Here is a 25,085-nt window from a genome sequence, read left to right as displayed (position 1 = left end):
TGTAGATGTCGCAATCCACACCGAACCCGGAGGCCCTCACCCATTTCAAGAACCCAGCACGCGTGTCACCAACGTCCCGGGACAACACACCTAGGCCGCGAGGACCGTCCCCAGCCAGGCGCCCACCACCATCAGGCAGGCGAACAGCTCCACCAGCACGCTCGTCCCCACCGCCCGCATCACCGCCCGCACCGAGGCCCACGCCTCGCCGTGCGTGCCGAGCCGGAGGCGTTCGCAGAGGTAGATCCCGCCCACGAAACCCGGTACCGCCCCCACCACCGGCAGCAGTACGAAACCCAGCAGCGCACCCGCACCCGCGTACACCGCCATCCGGCGGGTGACCCCCACCCCCCGCAGCCGGCGCGGCGGCAGCTGCCACTTCACCACCTGCACCACCAGCAGCAGGGCCGTCGCCGCGACCAGCAGCGCCCACGCCTGCGCGGTCCGCACGTGCAGCGCCCACCACAGCAGCGCCGCCCAGACCAGCCAGGTTCCCGGGACGCCGGGGACCAGCACCCCGAGCACCCCGAGCAGCAGCACCAGCCCCACCAGGAGCAGCTGAGGCAGATCCATCTGCTCAGCCTGACCGAAGGGGGGCTATCGGGCCACCCAGCCCCGTTCGTAGGCGTGCCAGCCCAGCTGGAGCCGCGTCGTGACGCCGGACAGCTCCATCAGGCCCTTGACCCGCCGCTGTACGGTCCGCAGCCCCAGCTCCAGATGCTTCGCCACGCTCGCGTCGGTCATGCCCGCGAGCAGCAGCGACAGGATCTCCAGGTCGGTGGTGTCGGGGACGCCCCCCGACTCCTCCGGCGAACCGGTGGCACCCAGCCGCAGCGGCAGCGCCTCCCGCCAGACGGCCTCGAACAGGCCCATCAGCGATTCCAGCAGACCCGACGCGTGCACCACCAGGGCCGCCGGCTCCGCGCCCCGCGCCGTCAGCGGGACCATCGCCAGGCTGCGGTCCGCGATCACCAGCTTCGTAGGGACCTGCCCCGTCACCCGGATCCGCTCCCCGCGCGCCAGTGCCGTGGACGCCTCGCGGATACCGCTCGGCGAGGTCAGCACCTCGCGCTCGATCACCACCCGGTACTCGACACCGCGCACGGCGGCCCGTTCCTCGGCCTCGTTCTCCGTACCCGTCACCACCTGCGGCCGGCCGCTGACGAGCGCGCACACCTCCTCCACCGCACCCAGCTGGAGCTGTACGAAGCGGTGCGCGACGGCGCTCGCACCCGTCACCACCTCCACCAGGTCGTGCACCGCCGGCTCGGCGGCCTCCGCCCGGTACTCCTGCGCCAGCAGCGCCGCCGCCAGCTCCGCCTGCTCCAGCTCGTGCCGCTGCTGGGTGAGCAGCGCCCCCAGCGCCACCCCGGGCGGGGCCGCCACCCACCGCCCCGGCCGCGCCGAGGACTGGGCCGCCAGGCCGTGGCGCTCCAGGTGCCGCAGCGCCCGTTCGGTCTGCGGCACCGGCAGTGTCAGCCGGTGCGCCAGGTCGGGCACCTCCGCCGCGCCCAGCGCCACCAGCGCGCGGTACGCCGACTCCTGGCCCTCGTCCAGGCCTATCGCACCCAGCAACCCGTCCACCCCCACCCTCTCGGCACCGTTCCTGGCGGGAAGCGGCCACGGCGCAAACCCGCCGCCGACATCATCGCCGCACCACCCGGCTCTCTGCCAAGGTGACGCCACCGCAGCACCAACATCCGCCGGTCAGCAGCCATCCGTGCGGCAACTTTGCCGCGCAATGAAGCAGTTGGCCGGAATTCACCTGGGGAGAGCGATGCGCCCGATATCGCGCACGGCACTGGGAGCGGCCATCGCCGCCGTCCTGGCCGTCACCGCCGTCGGCCCGTCCACGGCACAGCCGAGCGGCGGAGCGCCCGAGAAGAGATCGATCGTCGGAAGCGAGGCCGCCGGGAAACAGCCCACGGCCCCGGTCACCGTCACCCTCGTCACGGGCGACCGGATCCTGGTGTCCACCGACGCCTCCGGACGCACCGCCGCCACCGCGATGCCCCGCGAGGACGGCTCGCAGTCCGTGGTCCAGACCCGGCAGAGCGGCCAGGACCTCTACGTCTACCCCGAGGGCGCGGTGAAGGCGCTCGCCGCGGGGACCGTGGACGAGGAACTCTTCAACGTCACCGGCCTCGTACGGCAGGGCTACGACGACGCGCACGCCAAGAAGCTCCCGCTCATCGCGGTCTACGACGGCTCGGTGAACGTGGCCCGGAGCGCGCCTCCCACCCCGCGCGGCGCCGACCGCACCCTCGTCCTCGGCTCCATCGGCGGTGTCGCCCTCTCCGCCGACAAGCAGCAGGCCGCGGCCTTCTGGTCGGACGTCACCCAGCACACGGACGACCGCTCCCGGGCGGCCGGCGGGCTGAAGAAGCTCTGGCTGGACGGCAAGGTCCAGGCGAACCTGGAGCGTTCCACCAAGCAGGTGAACGCCCCCGCCGCCTGGGCCGCCGGCTACGACGGTACGGGCACCAAGGTCGCCGTCCTCGACACCGGCACCGACCTGGAGCACCCCGACCTCAAGGGCCGGGTCGCCGAGTCGAAGAACTTCACCGACTCCGACACCGACGCGGACCGCCAGGGTCACGGCACCCACACCATCTCCACCGTGGGCGGCTCCGGCGCCGAGAGCGGCGGCGCCAAGAAGGGCGTCGCCCCGGGCACCCGGCTGCTGAGCGGCAAGGTCCTCAACGACCAGGGCTACGGGCTCGACTCGTGGATCATCGCCGGGATGGAGTGGGCCGTCGAGAGCAAGGCCGACGTGGTCTCCATGAGCCTCGGCGATCCCTCCCGGACCAGCTGCGACGACCCGATGAGCGCTGCCGCCGAGCGGCTCGCCCAGAACACCGGCACCCTCTTCGTGATCGCCGCCGGGAACTCCGGCCCCGGCAACAACACGGTCTCCTCGCCCGGTTGCGCCCCCAGCGTGCTGACGGTGGGCGCCGTCGACCGCGACGACACCACCGCGTCCTTCTCCAGCCGCGGACCCGCCGGGCTCCAGCACACCCTCAAGCCCGAGATCGCCGCCCCCGGCGTCGGGATCTCCGCCGCCGCCATGGGCGGCCGCGGGGTGTACGCCTACCAGTCCATGTCCGGGACCTCGATGGCGACCCCGCACGTCGCGGGCGCCGCCGCCATCGTCAAGCAGCGCCACCCCGACTGGACCGCCCAGCAGGTCAAGGCCGCGCTCGTCGGCTCCGCCGACAGCAGGGTCCCCGGTGACGTCCGCCAGACCGGCGGCGGCCGCCTGGACGTGAAGGCGGCCGTCGACGCCACCGTCACCTCCGCGCCCGCCGTGCAGGGCGGCGCGTACAACTGGCCGCAGGACCGCAGCGACCGCACCAGCGCCGAGATCCCGTACACCAACACCGGCAGCAGGCCCGTCACCCTCGCCCTCGCGGTCGAGAAGGTCACCGGCAACGACGGTTCGGCCGTCCGCAGCCAGGTCGCCCGCCTCGACCGGCGCACCGTGACCGTCCCGGCCGGAGCCACCGTCAAGGTGCCGCTCGCCCTCGACCCCGCCGCGAAGCTGGAGCGGGCCCAGTACGGTGACGTCACCGGCCGGGTCGTCGCCACCGCCGACGGTGTGCGCGTCTCCACCCCCTTCTCCCTGTACGTGGAGCCGGAGACCGTCACCCTGCGCGTCAAGCTGATCGACCGCTCCGGCAAGCCGGCCGCCGGGCCGTCCTCCCTGGACGTGATCGGCACGGACGACGCGAGCGGCGAGCGCCGCTTCAACGAGGGCGCCGCCGACCAGGTCTACCGGGTGCGACCGGGCTCGTACTTCCTCTCTGCCTTCGTCGGCACCCCCGACACCGGCGCGGGGAAGAACCCGCTGATCGACTCGCTCACCTACCTGGGCCGCCCCCAGGTGGAGGTGAAGAAGGACACCGTGATCGTCCTGGACGCCCGCAAGGCGGCCAGGCTCTCCATCGCGGCCGACAAGCCCACCGAGGCCCGCAGCACCACCCTCGCCTTCTCCCGCTTCTGGGACGGCGCCTGGCTGCACGCGGGAACCGCCATGGGCGGTCGTACGATCCGCGGCTACTACGCCTCGGTCGAAGGACAGGCCGAGGAGGGCGAGTTCGAGTTCGGCAGCTACTGGCGGGCCGGCGCGCCCCTGGTCTCCGAGCTGAAGGCGGCCGGCGGCCCGGTGCTGCACCCGATCACCGCCTCCCTGGGCAGCGACAACCTCGACGGAACCGGCGCCGCGCCGCTGGTCGACGCGGGCAGCGGGACGGCCGAGGAACTGGCCGCGGCCGGCGCCAAGGACGCCGTCGTGCTCGTCAAGGCCGTCGACGGCTCGCTGTACGAGGTGGCGGAGCGCGCCAGGGCGGCCGGAGCCAAGGCGGTGCTCGCCCACCGCGACGCCCCCGGCCGCTGGGTGGGCTTCACGGGCTACGCGGGAGGCTCCCTCCCGGCCCTGACCGTCGAGACGGGCGAGGCCCGGGCGCTGCTGGCCAAGCTCGGCAAGGGCAAGGTCACGCTGAACTGGAAGGCCACCGCGAAGAGCCCGTACGTCTACAACCTGGCCCAGACCGAGAAGGGGCAGGTGCACGGAGACCGCACCTACCGGGTGCGCGACCGGGACCTCGGCGCGGTGGAGTCGACGTACCACGCCATGGGCGTGGGCGCGGACTTCGTGGACCTGGTCGGCGCCTACCGGCCGCTGGGCAACGCCGTCTTCTTCGGCAGCCTGGAGACCGTGGCCGTGCCCGGCCGGCGGACCGAGTACTACACGGCGGGGGACACCTCCTGGGACCACCTGCTCTCCAGCAGCTTCCCCTGGGGGGAGTTCATGACCGACCAGCAGCGCACGTACGCCAAGGGCGGCAAGCGCACCGAGAGCTGGTACGACGGGGTCGTCGGGCCGGTCGCCCCGCGCGACACGGCGGGCCGGACGCAGCTGGCCGCCGAACGGCAGGGCAACCTGATCGGCTTCGCCTCCGCGATGTGGGGCGACAGCGGGCACTTCGCGCAGCCGGGCTCCTTCGGCGACGCGGGCGGTCTGGTGCTCAGGCGCAACGGCGAGCAGATCGGGGACAGCTGGTACCCGTCCGGGGTCTTCGAGGTCCCGGCGGACGAAGCCACGTACGAACTGACCCAGCAGATCGAGAAGTTCGGCCAGCCCGCCCGCACCTGGCAGCGCTCGCAGGCGGTCGTGACCTCCTGGACCTTCCGCTCGAAGCTGGACGCCGCGCAGTACTCGCAGGGCCTCCCGGTCCTCTTCCCGGCGCTGTCGATTCCGGAGGACGGGCTGAAGACCCTGGCCGCGGCGAACGGCCAGACGATCGGGCTGGGCGTCACGGGGCACGCGGGCTACACGCCGGGCGCGCTGAAGTCGGCGAAGCTGTCGTACTCGTACGACGGTGAGCACTGGACCGCGGCGAAGGTCTCCGAGCGCGGCGGCAGGTGGACCGCGGTCGTGGACCACGCGGGCGCCGGGGGCAAGCCGGTGACGCTGAAGACCGAACTGACGGACGCCAACGGCGCGTCGGTCACCCAGACGGTCGTCCGGGCCTACGACGTTCGTTAGCCCGTACGACTGATGCGGAGAGGGTCCACCGGGCGGCGGCCCGGTGGGCCCTTTTCGCGTGTTCCGCGTTTTCTGCCGCCCCCGGCGGCCGACAATAGGGGCATGAGTCAGCGGGGCGCGGACGACTGGTGGCAGAAGCTCTACGAGGACCCGGACGCGGTCCCCGACCCTGATCCGGGGGACACGCTGGACCAGCGGTACCGCTCGGCGGTGGTGCTGGTCAAGGAACCGGAGGCGCCGCCGGAGCCGCCGGGCGCGGTGGCGTCGGGCGCGGTGCCGCCGCAGCCGTCGGGAGCCGCGCCGCAGGAACCGAGCGGCTCCGTGCTGCCCGGACAGCGCAAGCAGCCCGGGGCGCAGGAGGGGCCGGCTTCGGTTGCTCCTCCTGCTCCTCCTGCTCCTCCTGCGCCGCCTCCGCTTCCGCCGGCGTACGTGCCTGCTTCTGCCCCTGTGCCTGCGCCGTCGGTTCCGCCTCCGCCTGCGCCGTCGGTTCCGCCTGAGCCGGCGCCGGCCGCCGCCCGGGTCCCGGCGCCCGCGCCGGAGCCGGACCCCGACGGGGCCGGGTTCCGGCGCGGGGACACCCTGGTGCCGCCTCCTCCCGCACCGCAGCCGCCTCCACCGCTGCCTCCCCAGGCCGCCCCGTCCGCGTCCCCGTCCCCTCCCGCGTCCCCGCCTCCGCCCGCGTCCCCGCCCCCGCCCGCCGCCCCGGCCCCGACGCGGGACCCGCGGGCCGCCGGGGCCACCGGGTACGCCCTCGGGGACGTCACCGTGCCGCCCGCGGAGCCGGGCCCGGCGGAGGCCGCCGACGCGGCGCAGCCGCCCGAGCTGCCGGTCTGGCGCCGGGGGGCGCCGCGCGAGGAGCCCCCCGCCGCCGAGCCGGTGCGCGCGGCGGAGCCCGAGCCCCCGCGCGAGCCCGAGCCCGCCCCGGCCGCCCCCGCCGAGCGCCCCGAGGTACGGCATCTGGGCGACCGGGCCCCGACCTACGCCGCCGAACCGGGAGCGCTGCCCCCGGCCGACCCAGCCGCGCTCGACAGCCTGACCCCGGACACCGTGCTGGAGGGGGCCCGCTACGGCACGTACGCCCTGCGCGCCGCCTCGCTGCGCGGGGACTCCGCCCGGTTCCGCGGTGAGGCCCGCCGGGACTTCCTGCTCACCGCCCGCTTCGGCAGCGGCGACGACGCCCTGGTGCTGGTCGCCCTGGCCGGCGGGGACCGGGCCGCCCCGGGGGCCCGGGAGGCCGCCGCCGAGCTGTGCCACTCGGTCGCGGCGGCCGTCGGGCGCAGCCAGGAGCGGCTGTCCGACGACATCCGGGCCGGGCGGCGCGAGGCCCTGCGCTCCGGGCTCCAGCGGCTCACCGACCGCGGCTACGGGCGGCTGCGGGCCCACGCGGCGGAGCTGGGCCTGGCGGAGGAGTCGTACACCGCCGGGCTGCGCGGCCTGCTGCTCCCGGTGGACCCGGAATGCCGCAACCGGGTGTGCTTCGGCGCGGGCGCGGGCGGGGTCTTCCGGCTCCGGGACGGCCGGTGGCAGGACCTGGAGCCGGGCTGGGCCGCCCAGTCCGGCGAGTCGCGGCCCGGTCGCTCCCCGTCCGGCCCGTCCCGGCCCGGTCCGTCGGGCCCGGCTTCCGAGGGCGCGGCGAGCGGCTTCCGCTTCCGGGCGTCGGTGGCCAGCCCCGGGGACACCCTGCTGCTCTGCTCCGGCGGGCTCGCGGACCCGATGCGCGAGGAGGGCCTGCTCTCGGCCGAACTCGCCGCCCGCTGGTCGACCGGGGAGCCCCCCGGCCTGGCCGCCTTCCTCGCGGACACCCAGCTCCGCCTGAAGGGCTACGCCGACGACCGGACGGCCGCCGCGGTCTGGGAGGCGTAACCGCGCGGAACGTGCGTGGATGGAGGCGCACCGGCAGTGCCGAACCGGAAAGGGCGCCCCTCCATGGCCAAGCAGAACGTGGCGGAACAGTTCGTCGACATCCTCGTGCGCGCGGGCGTGCGGCGCATGTACGGGGTCGTCGGCGACAGCCTGAACCCCATCGTCGACGCCATCCGCCGCACGGACGGCATCGACTGGATCCAGGTCCGCCACGAGGAGACGGCCGCCTTCGCGGCCGGGGCCGAGGCCCAGGTCACCGGCAGGCTCGCGGCGTGCGCGGGCTCCTGCGGTCCCGGAAACCTGCACCTGATCAACGGCCTCTACGACGCCCACCGCTCGATGGCCCCGGTGCTCGCGCTCGCCTCCCACATCCCCTCCGGCGAGATCGGCCTCGGCTACTTCCAGGAGACCCATCCCGACCGCCTGTTCACGGAGTGCAGCCACTACAGCGAGCTGATCTCCAACCCGCAGCAGATGCCCCGGGTGCTCCAGACCGCCATCCAGCACGCCATCGGCCGCAGCGGCGTCGGCGTGATCTCGCTGCCGGGCGACATCGCCTCCCTCCCCGCCCCCGAGAAGTCGATCGAGCACGCCCTGGTGACCGCGCGGCCGGCCGTCAGGCCCGGTGACGGGGAGATCGAGAAGCTGGTCCGGCTGATCGACGAGGCGGACAAGGTCACGCTCTTCTGCGGCAGCGGCACCGCCGGGGCGCACGCCGAGGTCATGGAGTTCGCGGGCCGGGTCAAGGCCCCCGTCGGCCACGCCCTGCGCGGCAAGGAGTGGATCCAGTACGACAATCCGTACGACGTCGGCATGAGCGGGCTGCTCGGCTACGGCGCGGCCTACGAGGCCACCCACGAGTGCGACCTGCTGATCCTGCTCGGCACGGACTTCCCGTACAACGCCTTCCTCCCCGACGACGTGAAGATCGTCCAGGTCGACATCCGCCCCGAACACCTCGGCCGCCGCTCCAAGCTGGACCTCGGCGTCTGGGGAGACGCACGCGAGACCCTGCGCGCCCTGAACACCCGGGTGAGGACCAAGACCGACCGCCGCTTCCTCGACCGGATGCTGAAGAAGCACGCGGACGCGCTGGAGGGCGTGGTCAAGGCCTACACGCGCAAGGTGGAGAAGCACACCCCGATCCATCCCGAGTACGTCGCCTCCGTGCTCGACGAACTGGCCGACGAGGACGCGGTGTTCACCGTCGATACGGGCATGTGCAATGTGTGGGCGGCGCGCTATCTTTCCCCGAACGGCAAGCGGCGCATCATCGGCTCCTTCAGTCACGGCTCCATGGCCAACGCACTTCCGCAGGCCATCGGCGCACAGTTCACCGACCGGAAACGTCAAGTGGTCTCCATGTCGGGTGATGGCGGCTTCTCGATGCTGATGGGAGATTTCCTCACCCTCGTGCAGTACGACCTGCCCGTCAAAGTGGTCCTCTTCAACAACTCATCCCTGGGGATGGTCGAGCTGGAAATGCTGGTTTCCGGCCTTCCCTCGTACGGAACCACGAACCGGAACCCGGATTTCGCCGCCATCGCCCGCGCGGCGGGCGCCTACGGGGTCCGCGTGGAGAAGCCCAAGCAGCTCACAGGGGCTCTGAAGGACGCGTTCCGGCACAAGGGACCCGCTCTGGTGGACGTGGTGACCGACCCCAACGCGTTGTCCATTCCGCCGAAGATCAGCGCCGAAATGGTGACCGGTTTCGCACTGTCCGCCAGCAAGATCGTGCTGGACGGAGGAGTGGGCCGGATGGTTCAGATGGCTCGATCCAACCTCCGTAACGTGCCGCGCCCTTGAGCCCGCAGGAGTGCGGATTGTCCTGGGGGGCATGCATCCCGTAGACCTGTTCGAGAGGCTGCGCCTTTCGACGAAGCGAAGCGGGGGAGGTACATCGCCGTGCGGGTGGGGGCGAAGACCGGGAAATTGTGGAGGAGAGGACGGCCCGAGGCGCGAGAGCCGTCCGCCGAGGGCGGGGGAGCGGCGGCGGACACGCTGGAGATCACCCGCAGCGTGCGCCGGGCGGATCTGAAAGCCGTCGGCGAAATACGCCGGGCTCTGCGGGAGTTGATGCGCCACCGGTGCAAATCCGACGCCGCCGACGTGGCGGAGCTGCTGATCACCGAGCTCGTGACCAACGCACTCGTCCATACCGAGCAGGGCGCGGAGGTGTCCGCGAGTCTGGAGGCCACCCGCCTGCGGGTCGAGGTCCGCGACTACGCCTCGCGCCGGCCCCGGCCGTACGTACCGTCCGCCGACGACGGTACGCACGGCAGAGGTCTGGTGCTGGTGCAGGCGCTGGCCGACGACTGGGGCGTGGACGCCCTGACGCCGGGCGCCGGCAAGGTCGTCTGGTTCGAGCTGGACGGGTGAGGGCCGGACCGGGTGCGCACGGCGCCCGGTCCGGCCCTCGGCTGCTTCGGCGGATCAGCCGAACTGCTGCTCCAGATCCTTCAGTTTGCGCTCCAGGGAGTCGAGTCGGGGGATGGTCTGGGTGTCGTCCTCGGCGGTGAGGTCCACCGTCCGGGGCCCGGTCACCTCAACGGCGTCGGTGGCGTTCACGGCCTGGAGGGAGGGCCGGCGTCGTAGTGGCAGCTGCCCCGCTTCCGGTATGGCCGGCTCCGCGCCGACCGGCGCGGAGCCCGCTCCGGGGGCCAGCCCCGGCATGTCGACCTGGCGGGCACGGGCCCGCCCGAACGCCCGGTTCTGCCGGCCCAGCGCCTTGATGTGCGCACGGTCCAGGCGGTGTTGCTCCCGCCTGCGGTGCCGGTCCTGCTCCTTCTCCTTCTTGTCCTCGCGCACCTCGTCCACGGCCTCGTCGAGGGTGCGCACCCCCTCCAGCAGCATGAGCGACCACGCGCCGAAGGTCTCCCGGGGGGCCCGCAGCCAGCGGACCATCCGGATCTGGGGCAACGGCCGGGGGATCAGGCCCTGTTCGCGCAGCGCCGCCCGGCGGGTCTGCTTCAGGGCGCGGTCGAAGAGCACGGCCGCCGAGAGCGACATCCCGGCGAAGAACTGCGGAGCGCCGTCGTGGCCCATGCCGCGGGGAGCGTGGACCCAGTTGAACCAGGCGGCGGCGCCCGCGAACAGCCAGACCAGCATCCGGGAACCCAGGGCCGCGTCGCCGTGGCTGGCCTCGCGGACGGCGAGCACCGAGCAGAACATGGCGGCGCCGTCGAGGCCGAAGGGGACCAGGTACTCCCAGCCACCGGAGAGGTTCAGGTTCTGCCGGCCGAAGCCGACCAGCCCGTGGAAGGAGAGCGCGGCGGCCACCGCCGCGCAGCAGAAGAGCAAGACGTACGAAGCGGTGCCGTAGACGGCCTCCTTGCGCCGCCGCCGTTCCTCGCTGCGCTCCCAGCTGTCCTCGGCCGCGGCCTTCTCGCTCTCGCGCTTGCCCCGGGCCAGTACCGCCACTGCCGCAAGTACGCCCAGGATCAACAGGCTGCCGGGCAGCAGCCAGTCCAGCGATATGTCGGTCAGTCTCATGCGGATGTCCCTTGCCTCGCGTCTGCGGCCTTCCGGGCGCCATAGTGGCGCAGCCGGTCCGCTGTACACGCGGGTTTCGGGTCAAGTGGACGCCAACGGGGGGCGGGGCCCGTCGGATAGGGTGTTGTCACTCGAACTACCGCTCGTGCGGGGCGGGTTGAGTTCGAATTGCGTTCACTCGGGCGGGTGGGTTCATCCGGATGCGGGCTTGTCGGTGCGGGGTGTGGGGTGTCACCCGCCGCTCGGCGCCGGCCGGTGTCGCGGCCGGGAGCTACGAGGCGAGCGCGTCGGCGGCGGCCTTCAGCCGGATGACACGGTCCGCGTCGCAGGTGCGGGGGCAGGTCACGCAGGTGTCCTCGGGCCGGATCGTGTAGAAGAGGCAGCATCCGGCCCGGTCCCGGGTGGGCAGTTCCTCGCCGTCGGGGGCCGTGAGCGTACGGAAGCCCGCGCCCCCGGTGTACGGGGCGGTCGAGCCGGGCAGCAGCGCCTCCAGCTCGGCCATCGCCCGCCGCTCCTCGCCGAGCAGCCCGCCGACGTACCAGAGGCCCTCGACCACGTCGTCCGTCACCATGCCCCACAGGGCGCGACGGCCGCGCCGCATGCGCGGGGCGAAACCTTCCAGCACGGCCCCGAGGTGCTCGGCCACGGCGGAGCGCACCTCGGCGCGCAGCGCCTCCTCGTCGGGCACGACCCGGGCCCCGGGGAGCGCGGCCGCCGGATCGCCCGGCAGGCAGGCGAAGCCGTCGACGCGGACCGACATCCGGCCCTCGGTCCGGTGGAAGGCGACCTGGGCGGGGGCCAGGCGGGGCACCCGCCGGTGCAGCAGCCAGGGGACGGTGATCAGCAGGCAGGCCGGCCAGGCGTACCGGTGCAGGCCGAAGCCGGCGACGACGTCCGGCCGGGCCGGACGCCCGTAGTCCCGGAGCACCTGGGCGTCGTCCCAGGCGAGGAAGGCTTCGAGGGCCGGCCCGCCGGCCGCGAGCTCGTCGGCGCCGACCCATCCCACACCGCGAGGGAGGGGTTCGTGCGCGGAGCGCTCGGTGACGAGCAGGCCGCCGTACAACTCGGCCAGGCGTTGGTAGGCGTCCGCCACCGGAGAGCCGGCCGGGGCGGGGACCAAGGTCTGGACGGGCATCACGGACCACCGAATCACACGATCGTTGAAAGGTTAGCCTTACCTTACCCGATCGGGCTCCCTGTGCATCACCGCCGCCCCCGGGCGGGTCGCCTATTCTCGGACGGACGTCGAGACCCACCCAGGAGGACCGAGTGCGGGAAGCGGCCCATGCCGGGGTGTCGGCGGAGGCGCCGGCGAAGCCTGCCGTCCCGGCGCAGAAGGTGATGCGGCATTCGGTGCGCGGGCAGGTCCTGGACGCGCTGCGGGCGGCGCTGGTCGACGGCGAACTCGTGCCGGGGGAGATCTACTCGGGCCCGGCGCTCGGGGAGCGGTTCGGGGTCTCCGCGACCCCGGTGCGCGAGGCGATGCAGCAGCTGGCGCTGGAGGGGGCGGTGGAATGCCTCCCGAACCGCGGATTCCGGGTACTCGCCCGCACCCCGCGGGCACTGGCCGAGCTGGCCGAGGTGCGGGCCCTGCTGGAAGTCCCCGTGATGCTCCGGCTGGCCCGGACGGTCCCGGCGGCGACCTGGGAGTCCCTGCGGCCGACGGCGGCGGCCACGGTCGAGGCGGCGCGGACGGGTGACCTGTCGGCGTACGCGGACGCGGACCGGGCGTTCCACCGGGCGGTGCTGGCCCTGGCGGACAACGAGCAGCTGGTCCAGGTGGCGGAGGAACTCCACCGGAGGGCGCAGTGGCCCCTGCCGGGCGCTCCGCGGGTCAGGCGGGCGGACCTGGTCGCCGATGCGGCGGAGCACGCGGCGCTGCTGGAGGCGCTGGCCGCGGGGGAGCTGGGGGCGGTGGAGTCCCTGGTACGGGAGCACTTCGCCGTTGCCCTGGCCGGGCCGTTGCCCTGGCCGGGCGGTTGACGGGGTTCGGGGTGTCCCCGGTGCCCGGGGCCTGATCTGCCGTTGCCCTGGCCGGGCCGTTGCCCTGGCCGGGCCGTTGCCCTGGCCGGGCGGTTTCCGGGTTCGGGCTGCCCGTGCCGGGCCGGGCCGGTTTGCAGCTCGGCCGTTGCCCTGGCCGGGCGGTTTCCGGGGTCCGGGTTGCCCCGTGCCGGGCCGGGCCGCTTTGCTGCTCGGCAGTGTGGTCGCCTCAAGCGCCGGCGGGGCTGGGGGGTGGGTCGGTGCCGGGTCCGGGGTGGGGTGTCGTCCGGGGCGGGCATGATTTATGGCGCCCGTTCAGGACCTTGAAGTTCGGGCCGCTGTGCGCCACAAATCACGTTTTAGCCCCGGTCGACACCCCACCCCGGACCCGTCACCGACCCAGGTGGTCGGGTGTCTTTTTCCCCTCACGGTGGGGGTTGGGCTTCGTGGCCGGGGGCGGTGTCGGGGTGGGGTGTTGTCCGGGGCTAAAACGTGATTTGTTGGCGCCCTGTGCCGCCCGGCAACAGGGGACTCGGATGGGGCGCCATAAATCATGCCCGCCCCGGACCACACCCCACCCCGGCGGCGTCCCCGGCATCCCGCCCAATCCGCAGCCAAACCCAGCCCCGCCGGCGCTTGAGGCGCCCGGGCGCAGCCCGGGGCCGGAAGCGACGGCGCCGCAGGCGACCAACTCAACCGCCCGGCCAGGGCTCCGGCCGGCGCTTGAGGCGCCCCGCAGCAGCCGAGCTGCAAACGAGCCCCGCCCCGCAGGGGCAGCCCGACCCCGTCAACCGCCCGGCCAGGGCAACGGTCCCGGGGCCGCGGGGACACCCCGAACCCCGGAAAACGCCCGGCCAGGGCAACGGCAGGCGGGCTGCAAACCGACCCCCGGGGCCACGGGGACAGCCCGACCCCCGACAAACGCCCGGCCAGGGGAGCGGCAACGGTTACGGGGACACCCCGACTCCGTCCCCCGCCCGGCCGGGGAGCTGGTCCGCCAGCCAGGTGGGGATGCCCCCCAGGAGGTGGAACAGGCGGCGGGCCTCGGCGCGTAGGCGGGCCGCCTCCGGTTCGGGTTCCGCCTCGGCCAGGGCCGCCAGGGCGGGGGCCGTGCCGATGAGGAAGCCCAGCTCCTCCCTGATGCGCAGGGACTCCGCGAAGCCCTTGCGGGCCTCCGCCACCTCACCGTCGCGCAGGGCCAGCGCCGCGAGGTGGCGCCAGGTGAAGGAGAGCAGCAGGGTGTCCCCGTGGGCCAACGCCCCCTCGTGCGCGCGCCGGTAGGCCGGACGGGCCGCCTGCGGGGCGTCCGCCAGGTGTTCGGCGACCAGCCCCCGGCGGAAGTCCAGGAGCGGGCGGGCCCGGGAGCCCGGGGACAGCAGGGCCGCGGCCCGGCCCAGGGCCGAGCGGGCCTCGTCGGCGCGGTCGCGGACTCCGAGCACGGTCGCCGCGTACGCCAGTTGGCCCCGCTCGCACGCGGCCGCGCCCCGTTCGTCGTCGTCGTGGGCCACCGCCTCCGCGACCCGCAGGGCGTCCTCGGCGTCGGCCCAGCCCTGCCCGGTGAACAGGCAGCGTTCGACCAGTAGCGCGGTCCGCTGAACTGCGGCTCCCGCGTCGTGTGCGTGCGGCGTCAGCAGGGCCGCCGCGTCGGTCCAACAGCCGCGCGAGCGCAGCCGCCATATCGCCCGCTGGAGGGGGTCGTCTCCCCCCGTAGATCCGGCACCGGACATGGCGGTATCCGCCACATTGCCCTCCCCAAAGCAACCAAGCAGCACGTCTTTGAGCCCTGGGGCGAAATGAGAGCACGGATCGGCGGCTCCGGCCAAGGGGTCGGGTGAACTCTTTCACAAAGTCCGGACGGCGCGTCAGCCGCCCCCGGCCGGCCCCTTGGCGTGATTCCTCAGCTCATGCGCAGTGCCAGGAAGAAATCGAGCTTGTCCTCCAGCCGGGACAGGTCCCGCGCCGTCAACTGCTCGATTCGCCCGACCCGGTACCGCAGGGTGTTGACGTGCAGGTGCAGCCGTGTCGCGCACCGGGTCCAGGAGCCGTCGCAGTCCAGGAACGCCTCCAGGGTGGGGATCAGCTCGGCGCGGTGGCGGCGGTCGTAGTCCCGCAGCGGGTCCAGCAGCCGGGCGGTGAAGGCGCGGCGCACGTCGTCGGGGACGAAGGGCAGCAGCAGGACGTGCGAGGCGAGCTCGTGGTGGCCCGCGGCGCAGACCCGGCCCGGGCGGGCCGCGGCGACCCGGCGGGCGTGCCGGGCCTCCTCCAGCGCCCCGCGCAGCCCCTCCGCGGAGTGCACGGCCGCGCTGACGCCGAGGGTGAGCCGGCCGTCGTCGGCCAGACCGGCCGCCAGGGGGTCCCGTACGGCCGTCAGCAGCGCGTCGGCGTGCAGGGCCGAGTCGGGGCCCTTGTCCTCCCCGCCCTCGCCGGAGAGGGCGGGCAGCGGTACGAGGGCGATCGCCTCGTCACCCGCATGGGCTACCGCGATCCGGTCGGAGGGCTCCGGGCCCGATACGGACGGGTCGACCAGGATCTCCTCCAGCAGGGACTGGGCCACCGGGCCGCCGGGGATGTCCCCGCCGTCCCAGTCCACCCGGGCCACCACGACCTGCCAGTGCGGGGCGGCGCCCAGCCCGGGCAGCAGCACCGGGGCGGCCACCCGCAGGCGGGCGGCGATCTCGGCGGGCGGGGCGCCGGTCTGGACCAGCTCCAGCACCTCCTGGGCCAGGCGGCGTCGCACCGTACGGGCCGCGTCGCGCCGGTCCCGCTCGACGGCGATCAGCTGGGTGACGCCCTGGAGCAGGTCGAGCCGCTCCGCCGGCCAGTCGCCCGCGTCGGCCTCGACGGCCAGCAGCCAGTCGGACAGCACGCTCTCGCGCACGTCCCGGGAGGCGGGGCCGGGGCCGCCGCGGCCGTGTCCCCTGATCGGGAAGAGGGAGTAGGTAATACCCTGGATGGAGATCCGGTGCGGTCCCCTGCGGCCCGTCCGGACCGCCGCGAGGTGCTCGCTCGCCAGTGCCGCGCAGATGCCCGGCGCCAGCGGCTCGCCCGCGCCGGCGATCTGCCGGCCCGTGGGCGAGAGCACCCAGGCCCGGAGATCGAGGTCGGTGGTGAGCAGATCCAGCACCACATCGGGACCCCCACCGGCCGGACCCGAGGTCATGAGGCGGCGGTGGCGGTCCACGACGGCCGCGAGATCACCCGCCCGCTCGCCGGAGACCTGCCGCACCACGTACTCCGTAATCGTGGCGAATGCAACGTCTTCGTTCACAGCGAACAGAGGCAGCCGATTGCGCAGACAGGCCGATACCAGATCGTCGGGGATGTCCCCCAACTCCGCCTCGCCCGCCGCCAGGCCCGCGACGCCCGCGCTCGCGAGGATTCGTACGAACGGCTCGGAGTCGGCTGAATTTCTTCGCCATGCCAGGCCGGTGAGGACGAGTTCGCCCCCGGAGAGGTATCGGCTGGGATCCCTCAGGTCGGTCGTCATGACCCCGCGGACCGTCCGGTCGAGTTCTTCCTCGCCGCCCAGCAGCCGCAGCCCCAGCGCCTCGGTTTCCAGCAGTGCGCGCAGCCGCATGATGTCGCCGCCGATCTGTCTCGATGTTGCCGTTGGAAATCGGGCAGGTCGTCGCATCCTGCCTTTCATACGAATCTACAAGACGAGGGAGGCCGTCAGCCAACTCCTTCATGGTTTCGGTGACTGCACCCGGGGGACGCGCGGCTTGTGTACTGGCTCCACACCGCGTTAACAGCACGTGAACGACCAGTCGAGGGTCCTTAGGCCTCCTGGCTTGAAGTGAACGACACGATGAAGAAGAAGAGAGCCGCACATGGACTTCCTTCGCCCCGCCAGCTGGGAGGAGGCGCTCGCCGCTAAGGCCGAGTTCCCCTCAGCTGTGCCGATTGCGGGTGGCACCGACGTGATGGTCGAGATCAACTTCGACCACCGTCGGCCCGAGTACCTCCTGGACCTGAACCGCATCGGTCTGCTGCGGGAGTGGGAGGTCGGCGAGGATGTTGTCCGGCTCGGCGCTTCCGTCCCGTACACGCAGATCATGGAAAACCTCCGCACGGAGCTCCCGGGTCTCGCGCTCGCCTCGCACACGGTCGCGTCCCCGCAGATCCGCAACCGCGGCGGTGTCGGCGGCAACCTCGGTTGCGCCTCGCCGGCCGGCGACTCGCACCCCGCGCTGCTCGCGGCGGGCGCCGAGGTCGAGGTGGAGTCCGTACGCGGCTCGCGCCTGATCCCGATCGACGAGTTCTACACCGGCGTCAAGCGCAACGCGCTGGCCGCCGACGAGCTCATCAAGACCGTCCACGTCAAGAAGGCGGACGGCCCCCAGCAGTACTCCAAGGTCGGCTCCCGCAACGCGATGGTCATCGCGGTCTGCGCCTTCGGCCTGGCACTGCACCCGCAGACCCGTACGGTCCGCACCGGAATCGGATCGGCCGCGCCGACCCCGATCCGTGCCAAGGCCGCGGAGGAGTTCCTGAACGCCGCGCTCGAAGAGGGCGGCTTCTGGGAGTCCGGCAAGGTCATCACCCCGTCGATCGCCAAGCAGTTCGGTGACCTCGCCTCCGGCGCGGCCAACCCGATCGACGACGTCCGCGGCACGGCGAAGTACCGCCGTCACGCGGTCGGCATCATGGCTCGCCGCCAGCTCGTCTGGACCTGGGAGCAGTACCGCGGCAACACCGGCCGCTCGCTTGAAGGGGCTGCGTAATCATGCGCGTCAATTTCACTGTCAACGGACGTCAGCAGGAAGCCGACGACGTCTGGGAGGGCGAGTCCCTCCTCTACGTCCTGCGCGAGCGCCTGGGCCTGCCCGGTTCGAAGAACGCCTGTGAGCAGGGCGAGTGCGGTTCCTGCACCGTCCGTCTCGACGGCGTGCCGGTCTGCTCCTGTCTGGTCGCGGCCGGTCAGGTCGAGGGCCGCGACGTCGTGACCGTCGAGGGCCTGGCGGACTTCGCCAAGCAGCGCGAGGAGCACGGCCACGGCGGTGCCTGCGGCACCGGCGGCGGCTGCGGCGGCAAGGGCGGCGTCTCCCTGGACGCGGCGAAGCAGTGGCAGGCCAAGCCCGCCGACTCGCAGACCGGTGAGGGCGCCCCGCTCTCCAACATCCAGCAGGCGTTCATCGACGCCGGCGCCGTGCAGTGCGGTTTCTGCACCCCGGGCCTCCTGGTCCAGGCCGACGCGCTGCTGGAGGAGAACTCCTCCCCGTCCGACCAGGACATCCGTGAGGCCCTGTCCGGCAACCTCTGCCGCTGCACGGGCTACGAGAAGATCCTCGACGCGGTCCGCCTCGCGGCCGCCCGTCAGTCTGAGGCGGTCTGACCATGGCCCAGAACACCCGCACCGTGCCCGCAGGCGCTCCGACGAACGTCAGCCAGAAGCACACCAAGGGCGGCATCGGCGAGTCCACGCTGCGCCCTGACGGCACCCTCAAGGTGACCGGCGAGTTCGCGTACTCCTCGGACATGTGGCACGAGGACATGCTGTGGGGCCAGACCCTGCGCAGCACCGTCGCCCACGCCGAGATCGTCTCGATCGACATCTCCGAGGCGCTCGCGCTGCCCGGCGTGTACTCGATCCTGACGTACGACGACCTGCCGGCCGAGATGAAGAACTACGGCCTGGAGATCCAGGACACCCCGGTTCTCGCCAACGGCCGGGTACGCCACCACGGTGAGCCGGTCGCCCTCGTGGCCGCCGACCACCCGGAGACCGCCCGCCGCGCGGCCGCCAAGATCAAGATCGACTACCGTGAGCTGCCGCTCGTCACGGACGAGGCCTCCGCCCTGGCCCCCGACGCGCCGCTGATCCACGAGAACCGCGACGACCACCACATCGGTCACGTCCCGCACCCGAACATCGTGCACCGCCAGCCGATCATCCGCGGCAACGTGGAAGAGGCCCGCAAGCGCGCCGACGTCATCGTCGAGGGCGAGTACACCTTCGGCATGCAGGACCAGGCCTTCCTGGGTCCGGAGTCCGGCCTGGCCGTGCCGTCCGAGGACGGCGGTGTCGAGCTGTACGTGGCCACCCAGTGGCTGCACTCGGACCTCCAGCAGATCGCCCCGGTCCTGGGCCTCCCGCCGGAGAAGGTCCGCATGACGCTCTCGGGCGTCGGCGGTGCCTTCGGTGGCCGCGAGGACATCTCGATGCAGATCCACGCCTGCCTGCTGGCCCTGGCCACGAACAAGCCGGTCAAGATCGTCTACAACCGGTTCGAGTCCTTCTTCGGCCACGTGCACCGCCACCCGGCGAAGCTCTACTACGAGCACGGCGCCACCAAGGACGGCAAGCTCACGCACATGAAGTGCAAGATCGTCCTGGACGGCGGCGCGTACGCGTCGGCTTCCCCGGCGGTCGTGGGCAACGCCTCCTCCCTCTCGGTGGGTCCCTACGTCCTGGAGGACGTGGACATCGAGGCGATCGCGCTCTACACGAACAACCCGCCCTGCGGCGCGATGCGCGGCTTCGGCGCCGTCCAGGCCTGCTTCGCGTACGAGGCCCAGATGGACAAGCTCGCGGCGAAGCTGGGCATGGACCCGGTCGAGTTCCGCCAGCTGAACGCCATGGAGATGGGCACGGTCATGCCCACCGGCCAGGTCGTGGACGCCCCGGCGCCCGTCGCCGAGCTGCTGCGCCGGGTCAAGGCCCGCCCGCTGCCGCCGGAGCGCCAGTGGGAGTCGGCCGGCGAGGGCGCGGACGTCCGCGCGCTGCCCGGCGGCCTCTCCAACACCACCCACGGTGAAGGCGTCGTCCGCGGCGTCGGCTACGCGGTCGGCATCAAGAACGTCGGCTTCTCCGAGGGCTTCGACGACTACTCGACCGCCCGCGTGCGCCTGGAGGTCATCAACGGCGAGGCCGTCGCGATGGTCCACACGGCCATGGCGGAGGTCGGCCAGGGCGGCATCACCGTCCACGCGCAGATCGCCCGTACCGAGCTGGGCGTCACGCAGGTGACCATCCACCCGGCCGACACCCAGGTCGGCTCCGCCGGTTCCACGTCCGCCTCGCGGCAGACGTACATGACCGGTGGCGCGGTGAAGAACACCTGTGAGGCCGTCCGCGAGGCCCTGCTGGAGATCGGCCGTCGCAAGAACGGCTCGTACCACCCGGCCTGGGCCACCGCCGAGCTGCTGCTCGAAGGCGGAAAGGTCGTCACCGACGGCGGCGAGGTCCTCGGGGACATCGCCGAGATCCTCGAGGACGAGGCCATCGACCTCGAACTCGAGTACCGCCACCACCCGACCGTTCCCTTCGACCTGGTCACCGGTCAGGGCAACGGCCACGTCCAGTACACCTTCGCCGCGCACCGCGCGGTCGTCGAGGTGGACACCGAGCTCGGCCTGGTCAAGGTCGTCGAGCTGGCGACCGCCCAGGACGTCGGCAAGGCCCTGAACATGCTCTCCGTGGTCGGCCAGATCCAGGGTGGTACCACCCAGGGCCTGGGCGTCGCGATCATGGAAGAGATCATCGTGGACCCGAAGACCGCGAAGGTGCGCAACCCCTCCTTCACGGACTACCTGATCCCGACCATCCTCGACACCCCGACCATCCCGGTCGACGTCCTGGAGCTCGCCGACCCGAAGGCCCCGTACGGCCTGCGCGGCATGGGCGAGGCCCCGACCCTCTCGTCCACCCCGGCCGTCATCGCGGCGATCCGGGCGGCGACCGGTCTGGACATCAACAAGACGCCGATCCGTCCGGAAGCCCTCACCGGCACCCTCTAGGACGGCGTGGTCCGGGGGCCGCGAGGCCCCCGGACCCCCTCAGACTCTCCGGGCGGTGCGACATGGGAACGTCACACTTCACAGGCACCGCCCGGAGCACACGAAGCACCGCACCGCTCGCGGTCCTTCACGCAGCAGTACCCCTGCGAGAACCCCCCGTAGTACCAGCGGTCACCACCGCACTACCCGCAGTACACGCAGTGCACAATTCGCGTCGCCTCGGGCCGTCACCCCGGGTCGTGCAGCCAACGCAGTTTCCCAAATCCCGCGTCTCCAATCTCCATGCGGGTGCCCCTGTGAACCTTGGGAGTTAGGCACCATGACCCAATCGTCTGTGGAGCCCAAGACCACCGCGGAAGAGGCCGGCGACGGCTCTCGCACCCCCGCCGGGCGTTCTTGGCTCGATCGGTACTTTCACATAACGCACAGAGGATCCAACGTCGGCAATGAGGTTCGTGGCGGTGTCACGACGTTCATGGCCATGGCGTACATCCTCCTGCTCAACCCGCTGATCCTCTCCGGCAAGGACGTCGCCGGAGACACCATGAGCCAGAAGGCTCTGATCACGGCCACGGCCTTCGCCGCGGCCCTGACCACGCTCCTGATGGGCTTCGTCGGCAAGGTGCCGCTCGCACTCGCCGCCGGTCTGTCCGTCTCCGGTGTGCTGTCCTCGCAGGTCGCCCCCCAGATGACCTGGCCGCAGGCCATGGGCATGTGCGTGATGTACGGCGTCGTGATCTGTCTCCTGGTCGTCACCGGCCTCCGCGAGATGATCATGAACGCGATCCCGCTCGCGCTCAAGCACGCCATCACCATGGGCATCGGCATGTTCGTCGCCCTGATCGGCCTCGTGAAGGCCGGCTTCGTGGGCAAGGGCTCCGAGTTCGGTCCCCCGGTCCAGCTCGGATCGGTCGGCGAGCTCGCCGGCTGGCCCGTCCTGATCTTCTGCGTCACCCTGCTCGCCATCTTCATGCTCCAGGCCCGCAAGGTGCCCGGCGCCATCCTGATCGGCATCGTCGGCGGCACCATCCTCGCCGCCATCCTGAACGCCGTCATGGACATCGACCCGAAGGCCTGGAAGAACGGCGCCCCGGTCCTCGACGGCTCCGCGGTCTCGATGCCCGACTTCTCGCTCTTCGGCGAGGTCGAGTTCGGCGGCTGGGGCGATGTCGGCGTCATGACGATCGGCATGATCGTCTTCACGCTGGTGCTCGCCGGCTTCTTCGACGCGATGGCCACCATCATCGGCGTCGGCACCGAGGCCAAGCTGGCCGACGAGCAGGGCCGCATGCCGGGCCTGTCCAAGGCCCTGTTCATCGACGGCGCCGGTGGCGCCATCGGTGGCATCGCGGGCGGCTCCGGCCAGACCGTCTTCGTCGAGTCCGCCACCGGCGTCGGTGAGGGAGCCCGCACAGGCCTCGCCTCCGTCGTCACCGGCCTCTTCTTCGCCGCCTGCCTCTTCTTCACCCCGATCACGCAGATCGTCCCGGGTGAGGTCGCCTCCGCGGCCCTGGTCGTCATCGGCGCGATGATGATGCAGAACGCCCGCCACGTGGACTGGGCCGACAGCGCGACCGCCATCCCGGTCTTCCTGACCGTGGCGATCATGCCCTTCACGTACTCGATCACCCCGGGTGTCGCCGCCGGTGTCCTCTCCTACGTGGCGATCAAGGTCGCCCAGGGCAAGGCCCGCGAGATCGGTGCCTTCATGTGGGTGCTGACCGGCGTCTTCCTGGTCTTCTTCGCCCTGCACCCCATCGAGGCGTGGCTCGGCGTCAAGTAAGGCCGGGCGGTGATCACCACCTGACCCTCCACGCATCAGATACTGGAATCCGAACCTCTCCGAGGAGGCCCCCATGCTGGACATCGCCGAAGAACTGAACCGGTGGGTCGAGCAGGGACGAGACTTCGCCGTCGCCACGGTCGTGGCGGTCGGCGGGAGCGCGCCCCGGCAGCCCGGGGCAGCACTCGCCGTGGACGGCGAGGGCACGGCCATCGGCTCGGTTTCCGGCGGATGCGTGGAGGGTGCGGTGTACGAGCTGTGCCAGCAGGCGCTGGAGGACGGCGAGACCGTCCAGGAGAGCTTCGGATACAGCGACGACGACGCCTTCGCCGTGGGTCTGACCTGCGGCGGGATCATCGACATCCTGGTCACCCCGGTTCCCGTGGGCTCTCCCGTGCGGGAGGTGCTCGCGGCCGCGCTGGCCGCCGCCGCCCGCGGGGAGGCGGCGGCGGTCGCCCGTATCGCGGACGGCCCGGCGGAGCTGATGGGCCGCGCCGTGGTGGTCCGCGCCGACGGCTCCTACGAGGGCGGCTTCGGCGGACATCCCGAGCTGGACCGCACCATCGCCGAGGAGGCGCGCGCCATGCTCGACGCCGGCAGGACCGGCGTCCTGGAGATCGGCGCCGACGGCCGGCTCTGCGGTGAGCCGCTCAAGGTGCTGGTGGAGTCCAGCGTCCCGCCCCCGCGGATGATCGTCTTCGGCGCCATCGACTTCGCCTCCGCCCTGGTGCGGATCGGCAAGTTCCTCGGCTACCACGTGACCCTGTGCGACGCCCGGCCCGTGTTCGCCACGAAGAAGCGTTTCCCCGAGGCGGACGAGATCGTGGTCGACTGGCCGCACCGCTACCTGGAGACCACGGACGTGGACGGCCGGACCGTCCTGTGCGTGCTCACCCACGACGCCAAGTTCGATGTCCCGCTGCTCGAAATGGCCCTCAAGCTTCCCGTCGCGTACGTCGGCGCCATGGGCTCCCGCCGCACCCACGAGGACCGCAACAAGCGGCTCCGCGAGGTCGGCGTGACCGAGCTCGAACTGGCCCGGCTGCGCTCTCCGATCGGGCTGGACCTCGGCGCCCGCTCCCCGGAGGAGACCGCGCTGTCCATCGCCGCGGAGATCGTCGCGAACCGCCGCGGCGGTACCGGCGCCGCCCTCACCGGCGCGCACATCCCGATCCACCGCGACGGCTCGAACACCGTGGTCGGGCGGATCGGCTCCGTCGCTTGAAGCGAGGCCGACCAGCCGAACCGCTGAGGCACGGCGAAGGGCGCACCCCCGTGGGGGTTGCGCCCTTCTGTTGTTCCGCCTATTTTACCCGCCGGTAACAGCGCTTCCCCTTAACGGAGTTGAGCGAATGTCCCGGACCCGTACAGGTACGTTTCTCGCCGTCTGCGCGCTGGCCGCGGCCACGCTCGCGGCCGGGCCCGCCCCCGCTGCCGCTCCGGCGTCGGCTCAAGGGGCCACCTCCGCCGCGGGTGCCGCTCCCGCTGCCGGTCTGCGCGAGGTGCTGTTCGTCGGCAACAACTGGGAGGGCACCGCCGACGTCCTCGCCTCCACCGGCGGCCTCGGCAAGGTCGGCCGGGTCGACGTGATCCCCGACAAGGAGGAGCGGCTCCGGGAGATCTACCTCAACCCCGTGAAGCTCGGCTTCTTCCTGGGCATCCGGGCCACCGCCGGCGAGGGCCACGACCAGTTCGTGGACGACATGTACACCACCCCGGACGGCTCCGCCGTCGTCGCCTCCCGGCCCAGCTTCGCCGACGTCGTCTCCATCGACCTGCGGACCGGGCGGGTCAACTGGCGCTTCCCGGTGGCCGGGTACCGCGCCGACCACATGGCGGTCTCGCCGGACGGCACCAGGGTCGCCGTCTCGGCCTCCACCGCCAACACCGTGCACGTCCTCGACATCGCCACCGGCCGGCAGGTCGGCTCCTTCGCCACCGGCGACAAGCCGCACGAGAACACCTTCACCCGCGACGGCCGCTTCCTCTGGAACAGCGCGATCGGCGACGTCACCTCCGCCCTCGACGCCCCCTGGCTGGACTGGACGAAGGGGGACCGCAAGATCACCGTGGTCGACGCGCAGACCTTCCGCACGGTCCGGGTGATCGACATGCGCGAGCGGCTGGACGCCTTCGGCCGGCCGGACCTGTCCGACGCGGTGCGCCCCGTCTCCTTCAGCCCCGACGAGTCGAAGCTCTACTTCCAGGTGTCGTTCTTCAGTGGATTCCTGGAGTACGACGTGGCCACCGACCGCATCAGCCGTCTCAAGACCCTCCCCGAGAACCCGGCCACCACCACCGACCGCACCAAGTGGGTCAACGACTCCCGCCACCACGGCATGTCCATGAGCCCGGACGGGACCAAGCTCTGCATCGCGGGCACCATGGACGACTACGCCACCGTCGTGGACCGCGCCACCCTCACCGAGGGGCCGCTGGTACCCGCCGCCAAGCCGTACTGGGCCACCGTCGACGGCGACGGCACCGGCTGCGTGATCTCCGAGAGCGGCGCCGACCAGGTGACCGCCATCGACTTCGCCACCGGCGCCAAGCGCGTGTCCGTTCCCGTCGGAGACCACCCCCAGCGGGTCCGGCTCGGACACGTCCCGGCCGGCTGGACCGGCCCTGCCGCGCACTGATCCGCACGCCGGGCCGGTACTTCGCCCGACGGGCGGACCG

17 protein-coding genes are annotated in these 25,085 nt (G+C 72.4%); 11 read left to right on the top strand and 6 right to left on the bottom strand.

The window, feature by feature from the left end:
• Window positions 1–90: 90 nt before the first annotated feature.
• Entirely contained in the window at window positions 91–573 is a 483-nt protein-coding gene (locus ACZ4TG_RS37315; protein ID WP_468172608.1) for a DUF456 domain-containing protein, read from the bottom strand.
• Window positions 574–597: 24 nt separating this feature from the next.
• Entirely contained in the window at window positions 598–1,575 is a 978-nt protein-coding gene (locus ACZ4TG_RS37310; protein ID WP_468172614.1) for a helix-turn-helix domain-containing protein, read from the bottom strand.
• Window positions 1,576–1,777: 202 nt separating this feature from the next.
• Between ACZ4TG_RS37310 and ACZ4TG_RS37305 the strand changes: the two genes are divergently transcribed.
• The 4 genes from ACZ4TG_RS37305 (at window position 1,778) to ACZ4TG_RS37290 (ending at window position 9,790) form a co-directional block, all read left to right on the top strand.
• Entirely contained in the window at window positions 1,778–5,548 is a 3,771-nt protein-coding gene (locus ACZ4TG_RS37305; RefSeq protein WP_468172605.1) for a S8 family peptidase, read from the top strand.
• 102 nt (window positions 5,549–5,650) lie between these two features.
• Window positions 5,651–7,411, top strand: a complete 1,761-nt coding sequence (locus ACZ4TG_RS37300) for a protein phosphatase 2C domain-containing protein (protein WP_468172602.1) — start codon at window positions 5,651–5,653, stop codon at window positions 7,409–7,411.
• A gap of 63 nt (window positions 7,412–7,474) precedes the next feature.
• Window positions 7,475–9,217 carry a pyruvate dehydrogenase gene (locus tag ACZ4TG_RS37295; protein WP_468172599.1) on the top strand — a complete coding sequence of 581 codons (1,743 nt, stop codon included), beginning with the start codon at window positions 7,475–7,477 and terminating at the stop codon, window positions 9,215–9,217.
• A gap of 99 nt (window positions 9,218–9,316) precedes the next feature.
• Window positions 9,317–9,790, top strand: coding sequence for an ATP-binding protein (locus ACZ4TG_RS37290; protein WP_468172596.1), 474 nt, complete (start codon window positions 9,317–9,319; stop codon window positions 9,788–9,790).
• A gap of 54 nt (window positions 9,791–9,844) precedes the next feature.
• Here ACZ4TG_RS37290 and ACZ4TG_RS37285 read toward each other — a convergent pair whose 3' ends face one another.
• Together ACZ4TG_RS37285 and ACZ4TG_RS37280 are read right to left on the bottom strand one after the other, a co-directional pair.
• The gene (locus ACZ4TG_RS37285) at window positions 9,845–10,903 is read right to left on the bottom strand and encodes a DUF2637 domain-containing protein (protein ID WP_468172593.1); all 1,059 of its coding nucleotides are present in this window, start codon (window positions 10,901–10,903) and stop codon (window positions 9,845–9,847) included.
• A 271-nt stretch (window positions 10,904–11,174) separates the two neighbouring features.
• On the bottom strand, window positions 11,175–12,038 hold the full coding sequence (locus tag ACZ4TG_RS37280) for a (2Fe-2S)-binding protein (protein WP_468172591.1): 864 nt from the start codon (window positions 12,036–12,038) through the stop codon (window positions 11,175–11,177).
• Between the two features lie 134 nt (window positions 12,039–12,172).
• On the opposite strand from ACZ4TG_RS37280, the gene ACZ4TG_RS37275 reads away from it, so the two are divergent.
• Window positions 12,173–12,886, top strand: a complete 714-nt coding sequence (locus tag ACZ4TG_RS37275; RefSeq protein WP_468172588.1) for a GntR family transcriptional regulator — start codon at window positions 12,173–12,175, stop codon at window positions 12,884–12,886.
• Window positions 12,887–13,830: 944 nt separating this feature from the next.
• On the opposite strand, the gene ACZ4TG_RS37270 is transcribed toward ACZ4TG_RS37275, so the two are convergent.
• On the bottom strand, window positions 13,831–14,625 hold the full coding sequence (locus tag ACZ4TG_RS37270; RefSeq protein WP_468172585.1) for a hypothetical protein: 795 nt from the start codon (window positions 14,623–14,625) through the stop codon (window positions 13,831–13,833).
• Window positions 14,626–14,780: 155 nt separating this feature from the next.
• Window positions 14,781–16,460 (bottom strand): PucR family transcriptional regulator, encoded by a 1,680-nt coding sequence (locus ACZ4TG_RS37265; RefSeq protein ID WP_468172582.1) that lies wholly within the window; start codon window positions 16,458–16,460, stop codon window positions 14,781–14,783.
• Between the two features lie 253 nt (window positions 16,461–16,713).
• Here ACZ4TG_RS37265 and ACZ4TG_RS37260 point away from each other — a divergent pair, with 253 nt between their 5' ends.
• The 6 genes from ACZ4TG_RS37260 to ACZ4TG_RS37235 all read left to right on the top strand — a co-directional run bounded on the left by ACZ4TG_RS37260 (window position 16,714) and on the right by ACZ4TG_RS37235 (window position 25,045).
• The gene (locus tag ACZ4TG_RS37260) at window positions 16,714–17,607 is read left to right on the top strand and encodes an FAD binding domain-containing protein (protein ID WP_468172579.1); all 894 of its coding nucleotides are present in this window, start codon (window positions 16,714–16,716) and stop codon (window positions 17,605–17,607) included.
• 2 nt (window positions 17,608–17,609) lie between these two features.
• The gene (locus ACZ4TG_RS37255; RefSeq protein WP_468172576.1) at window positions 17,610–18,218 is read left to right on the top strand and encodes a (2Fe-2S)-binding protein; all 609 of its coding nucleotides are present in this window, start codon (window positions 17,610–17,612) and stop codon (window positions 18,216–18,218) included.
• A gap of 2 nt (window positions 18,219–18,220) precedes the next feature.
• Window positions 18,221–20,623, top strand: coding sequence for a xanthine dehydrogenase subunit D (gene pucD / locus ACZ4TG_RS37250; protein WP_468172573.1), 2,403 nt, complete (start codon window positions 18,221–18,223; stop codon window positions 20,621–20,623).
• A 319-nt stretch (window positions 20,624–20,942) separates the two neighbouring features.
• A complete protein-coding gene (locus ACZ4TG_RS37245) occupies window positions 20,943–22,406 on the top strand; it encodes an NCS2 family permease (protein ID WP_468172570.1) in 1,464 nt (487 codons plus the stop codon).
• A gap of 73 nt (window positions 22,407–22,479) precedes the next feature.
• A complete protein-coding gene (locus ACZ4TG_RS37240; protein WP_468172567.1) occupies window positions 22,480–23,631 on the top strand; it encodes an XdhC family protein in 1,152 nt (383 codons plus the stop codon).
• 127 nt (window positions 23,632–23,758) lie between these two features.
• Window positions 23,759–25,045 carry a YncE family protein gene (locus ACZ4TG_RS37235; RefSeq protein ID WP_468172564.1) on the top strand — a complete coding sequence of 429 codons (1,287 nt, stop codon included), beginning with the start codon at window positions 23,759–23,761 and terminating at the stop codon, window positions 25,043–25,045.
• Window positions 25,046–25,085 lie beyond the last annotated feature (40 nt).

The organism is Streptomyces sp. NPDC028314 (genome assembly GCF_055565795.1).
This window is presented reverse-complemented; position numbering and strand designations above follow the sequence as displayed.

Coding starts and splice junctions, on each gene's coding strand:
- ACZ4TG_RS37315 (WP_468172608.1), bottom strand. CDS start 573: ATGGATCTGCCTCAGCTGCTCCTGGTGGGGCTGGTGCTGCTGCTCGGG.
- ACZ4TG_RS37305 (WP_468172605.1), top strand. CDS start 1,778: ATGCGCCCGATATCGCGCACGGCACTGGGAGCGGCCATCGCCGCCGTC.
- ACZ4TG_RS37300 (WP_468172602.1), top strand. CDS start 5,651: ATGAGTCAGCGGGGCGCGGACGACTGGTGGCAGAAGCTCTACGAGGAC.
- ACZ4TG_RS37295 (WP_468172599.1), top strand. CDS start 7,475: ATGGCCAAGCAGAACGTGGCGGAACAGTTCGTCGACATCCTCGTGCGC.
- ACZ4TG_RS37285 (WP_468172593.1), bottom strand. CDS start 10,903: ATGAGACTGACCGACATATCGCTGGACTGGCTGCTGCCCGGCAGCCTG.
- ACZ4TG_RS37280 (WP_468172591.1), bottom strand. CDS start 12,038: ATGCCCGTCCAGACCTTGGTCCCCGCCCCGGCCGGCTCTCCGGTGGCG.
- ACZ4TG_RS37265 (WP_468172582.1), bottom strand. CDS start 16,460: ATGCGGCTGCGCGCACTGCTGGAAACCGAGGCGCTGGGGCTGCGGCTG.
- ACZ4TG_RS37260 (WP_468172579.1), top strand. CDS start 16,714: ATGGACTTCCTTCGCCCCGCCAGCTGGGAGGAGGCGCTCGCCGCTAAG.
- ACZ4TG_RS37255 (WP_468172576.1), top strand. CDS start 17,610: ATGCGCGTCAATTTCACTGTCAACGGACGTCAGCAGGAAGCCGACGAC.
- pucD (WP_468172573.1), top strand. CDS start 18,221: ATGGCCCAGAACACCCGCACCGTGCCCGCAGGCGCTCCGACGAACGTC.
- ACZ4TG_RS37245 (WP_468172570.1), top strand. CDS start 20,943: ATGACCCAATCGTCTGTGGAGCCCAAGACCACCGCGGAAGAGGCCGGC.
- ACZ4TG_RS37240 (WP_468172567.1), top strand. CDS start 22,480: ATGCTGGACATCGCCGAAGAACTGAACCGGTGGGTCGAGCAGGGACGA.
- ACZ4TG_RS37235 (WP_468172564.1), top strand. CDS start 23,759: ATGTCCCGGACCCGTACAGGTACGTTTCTCGCCGTCTGCGCGCTGGCC.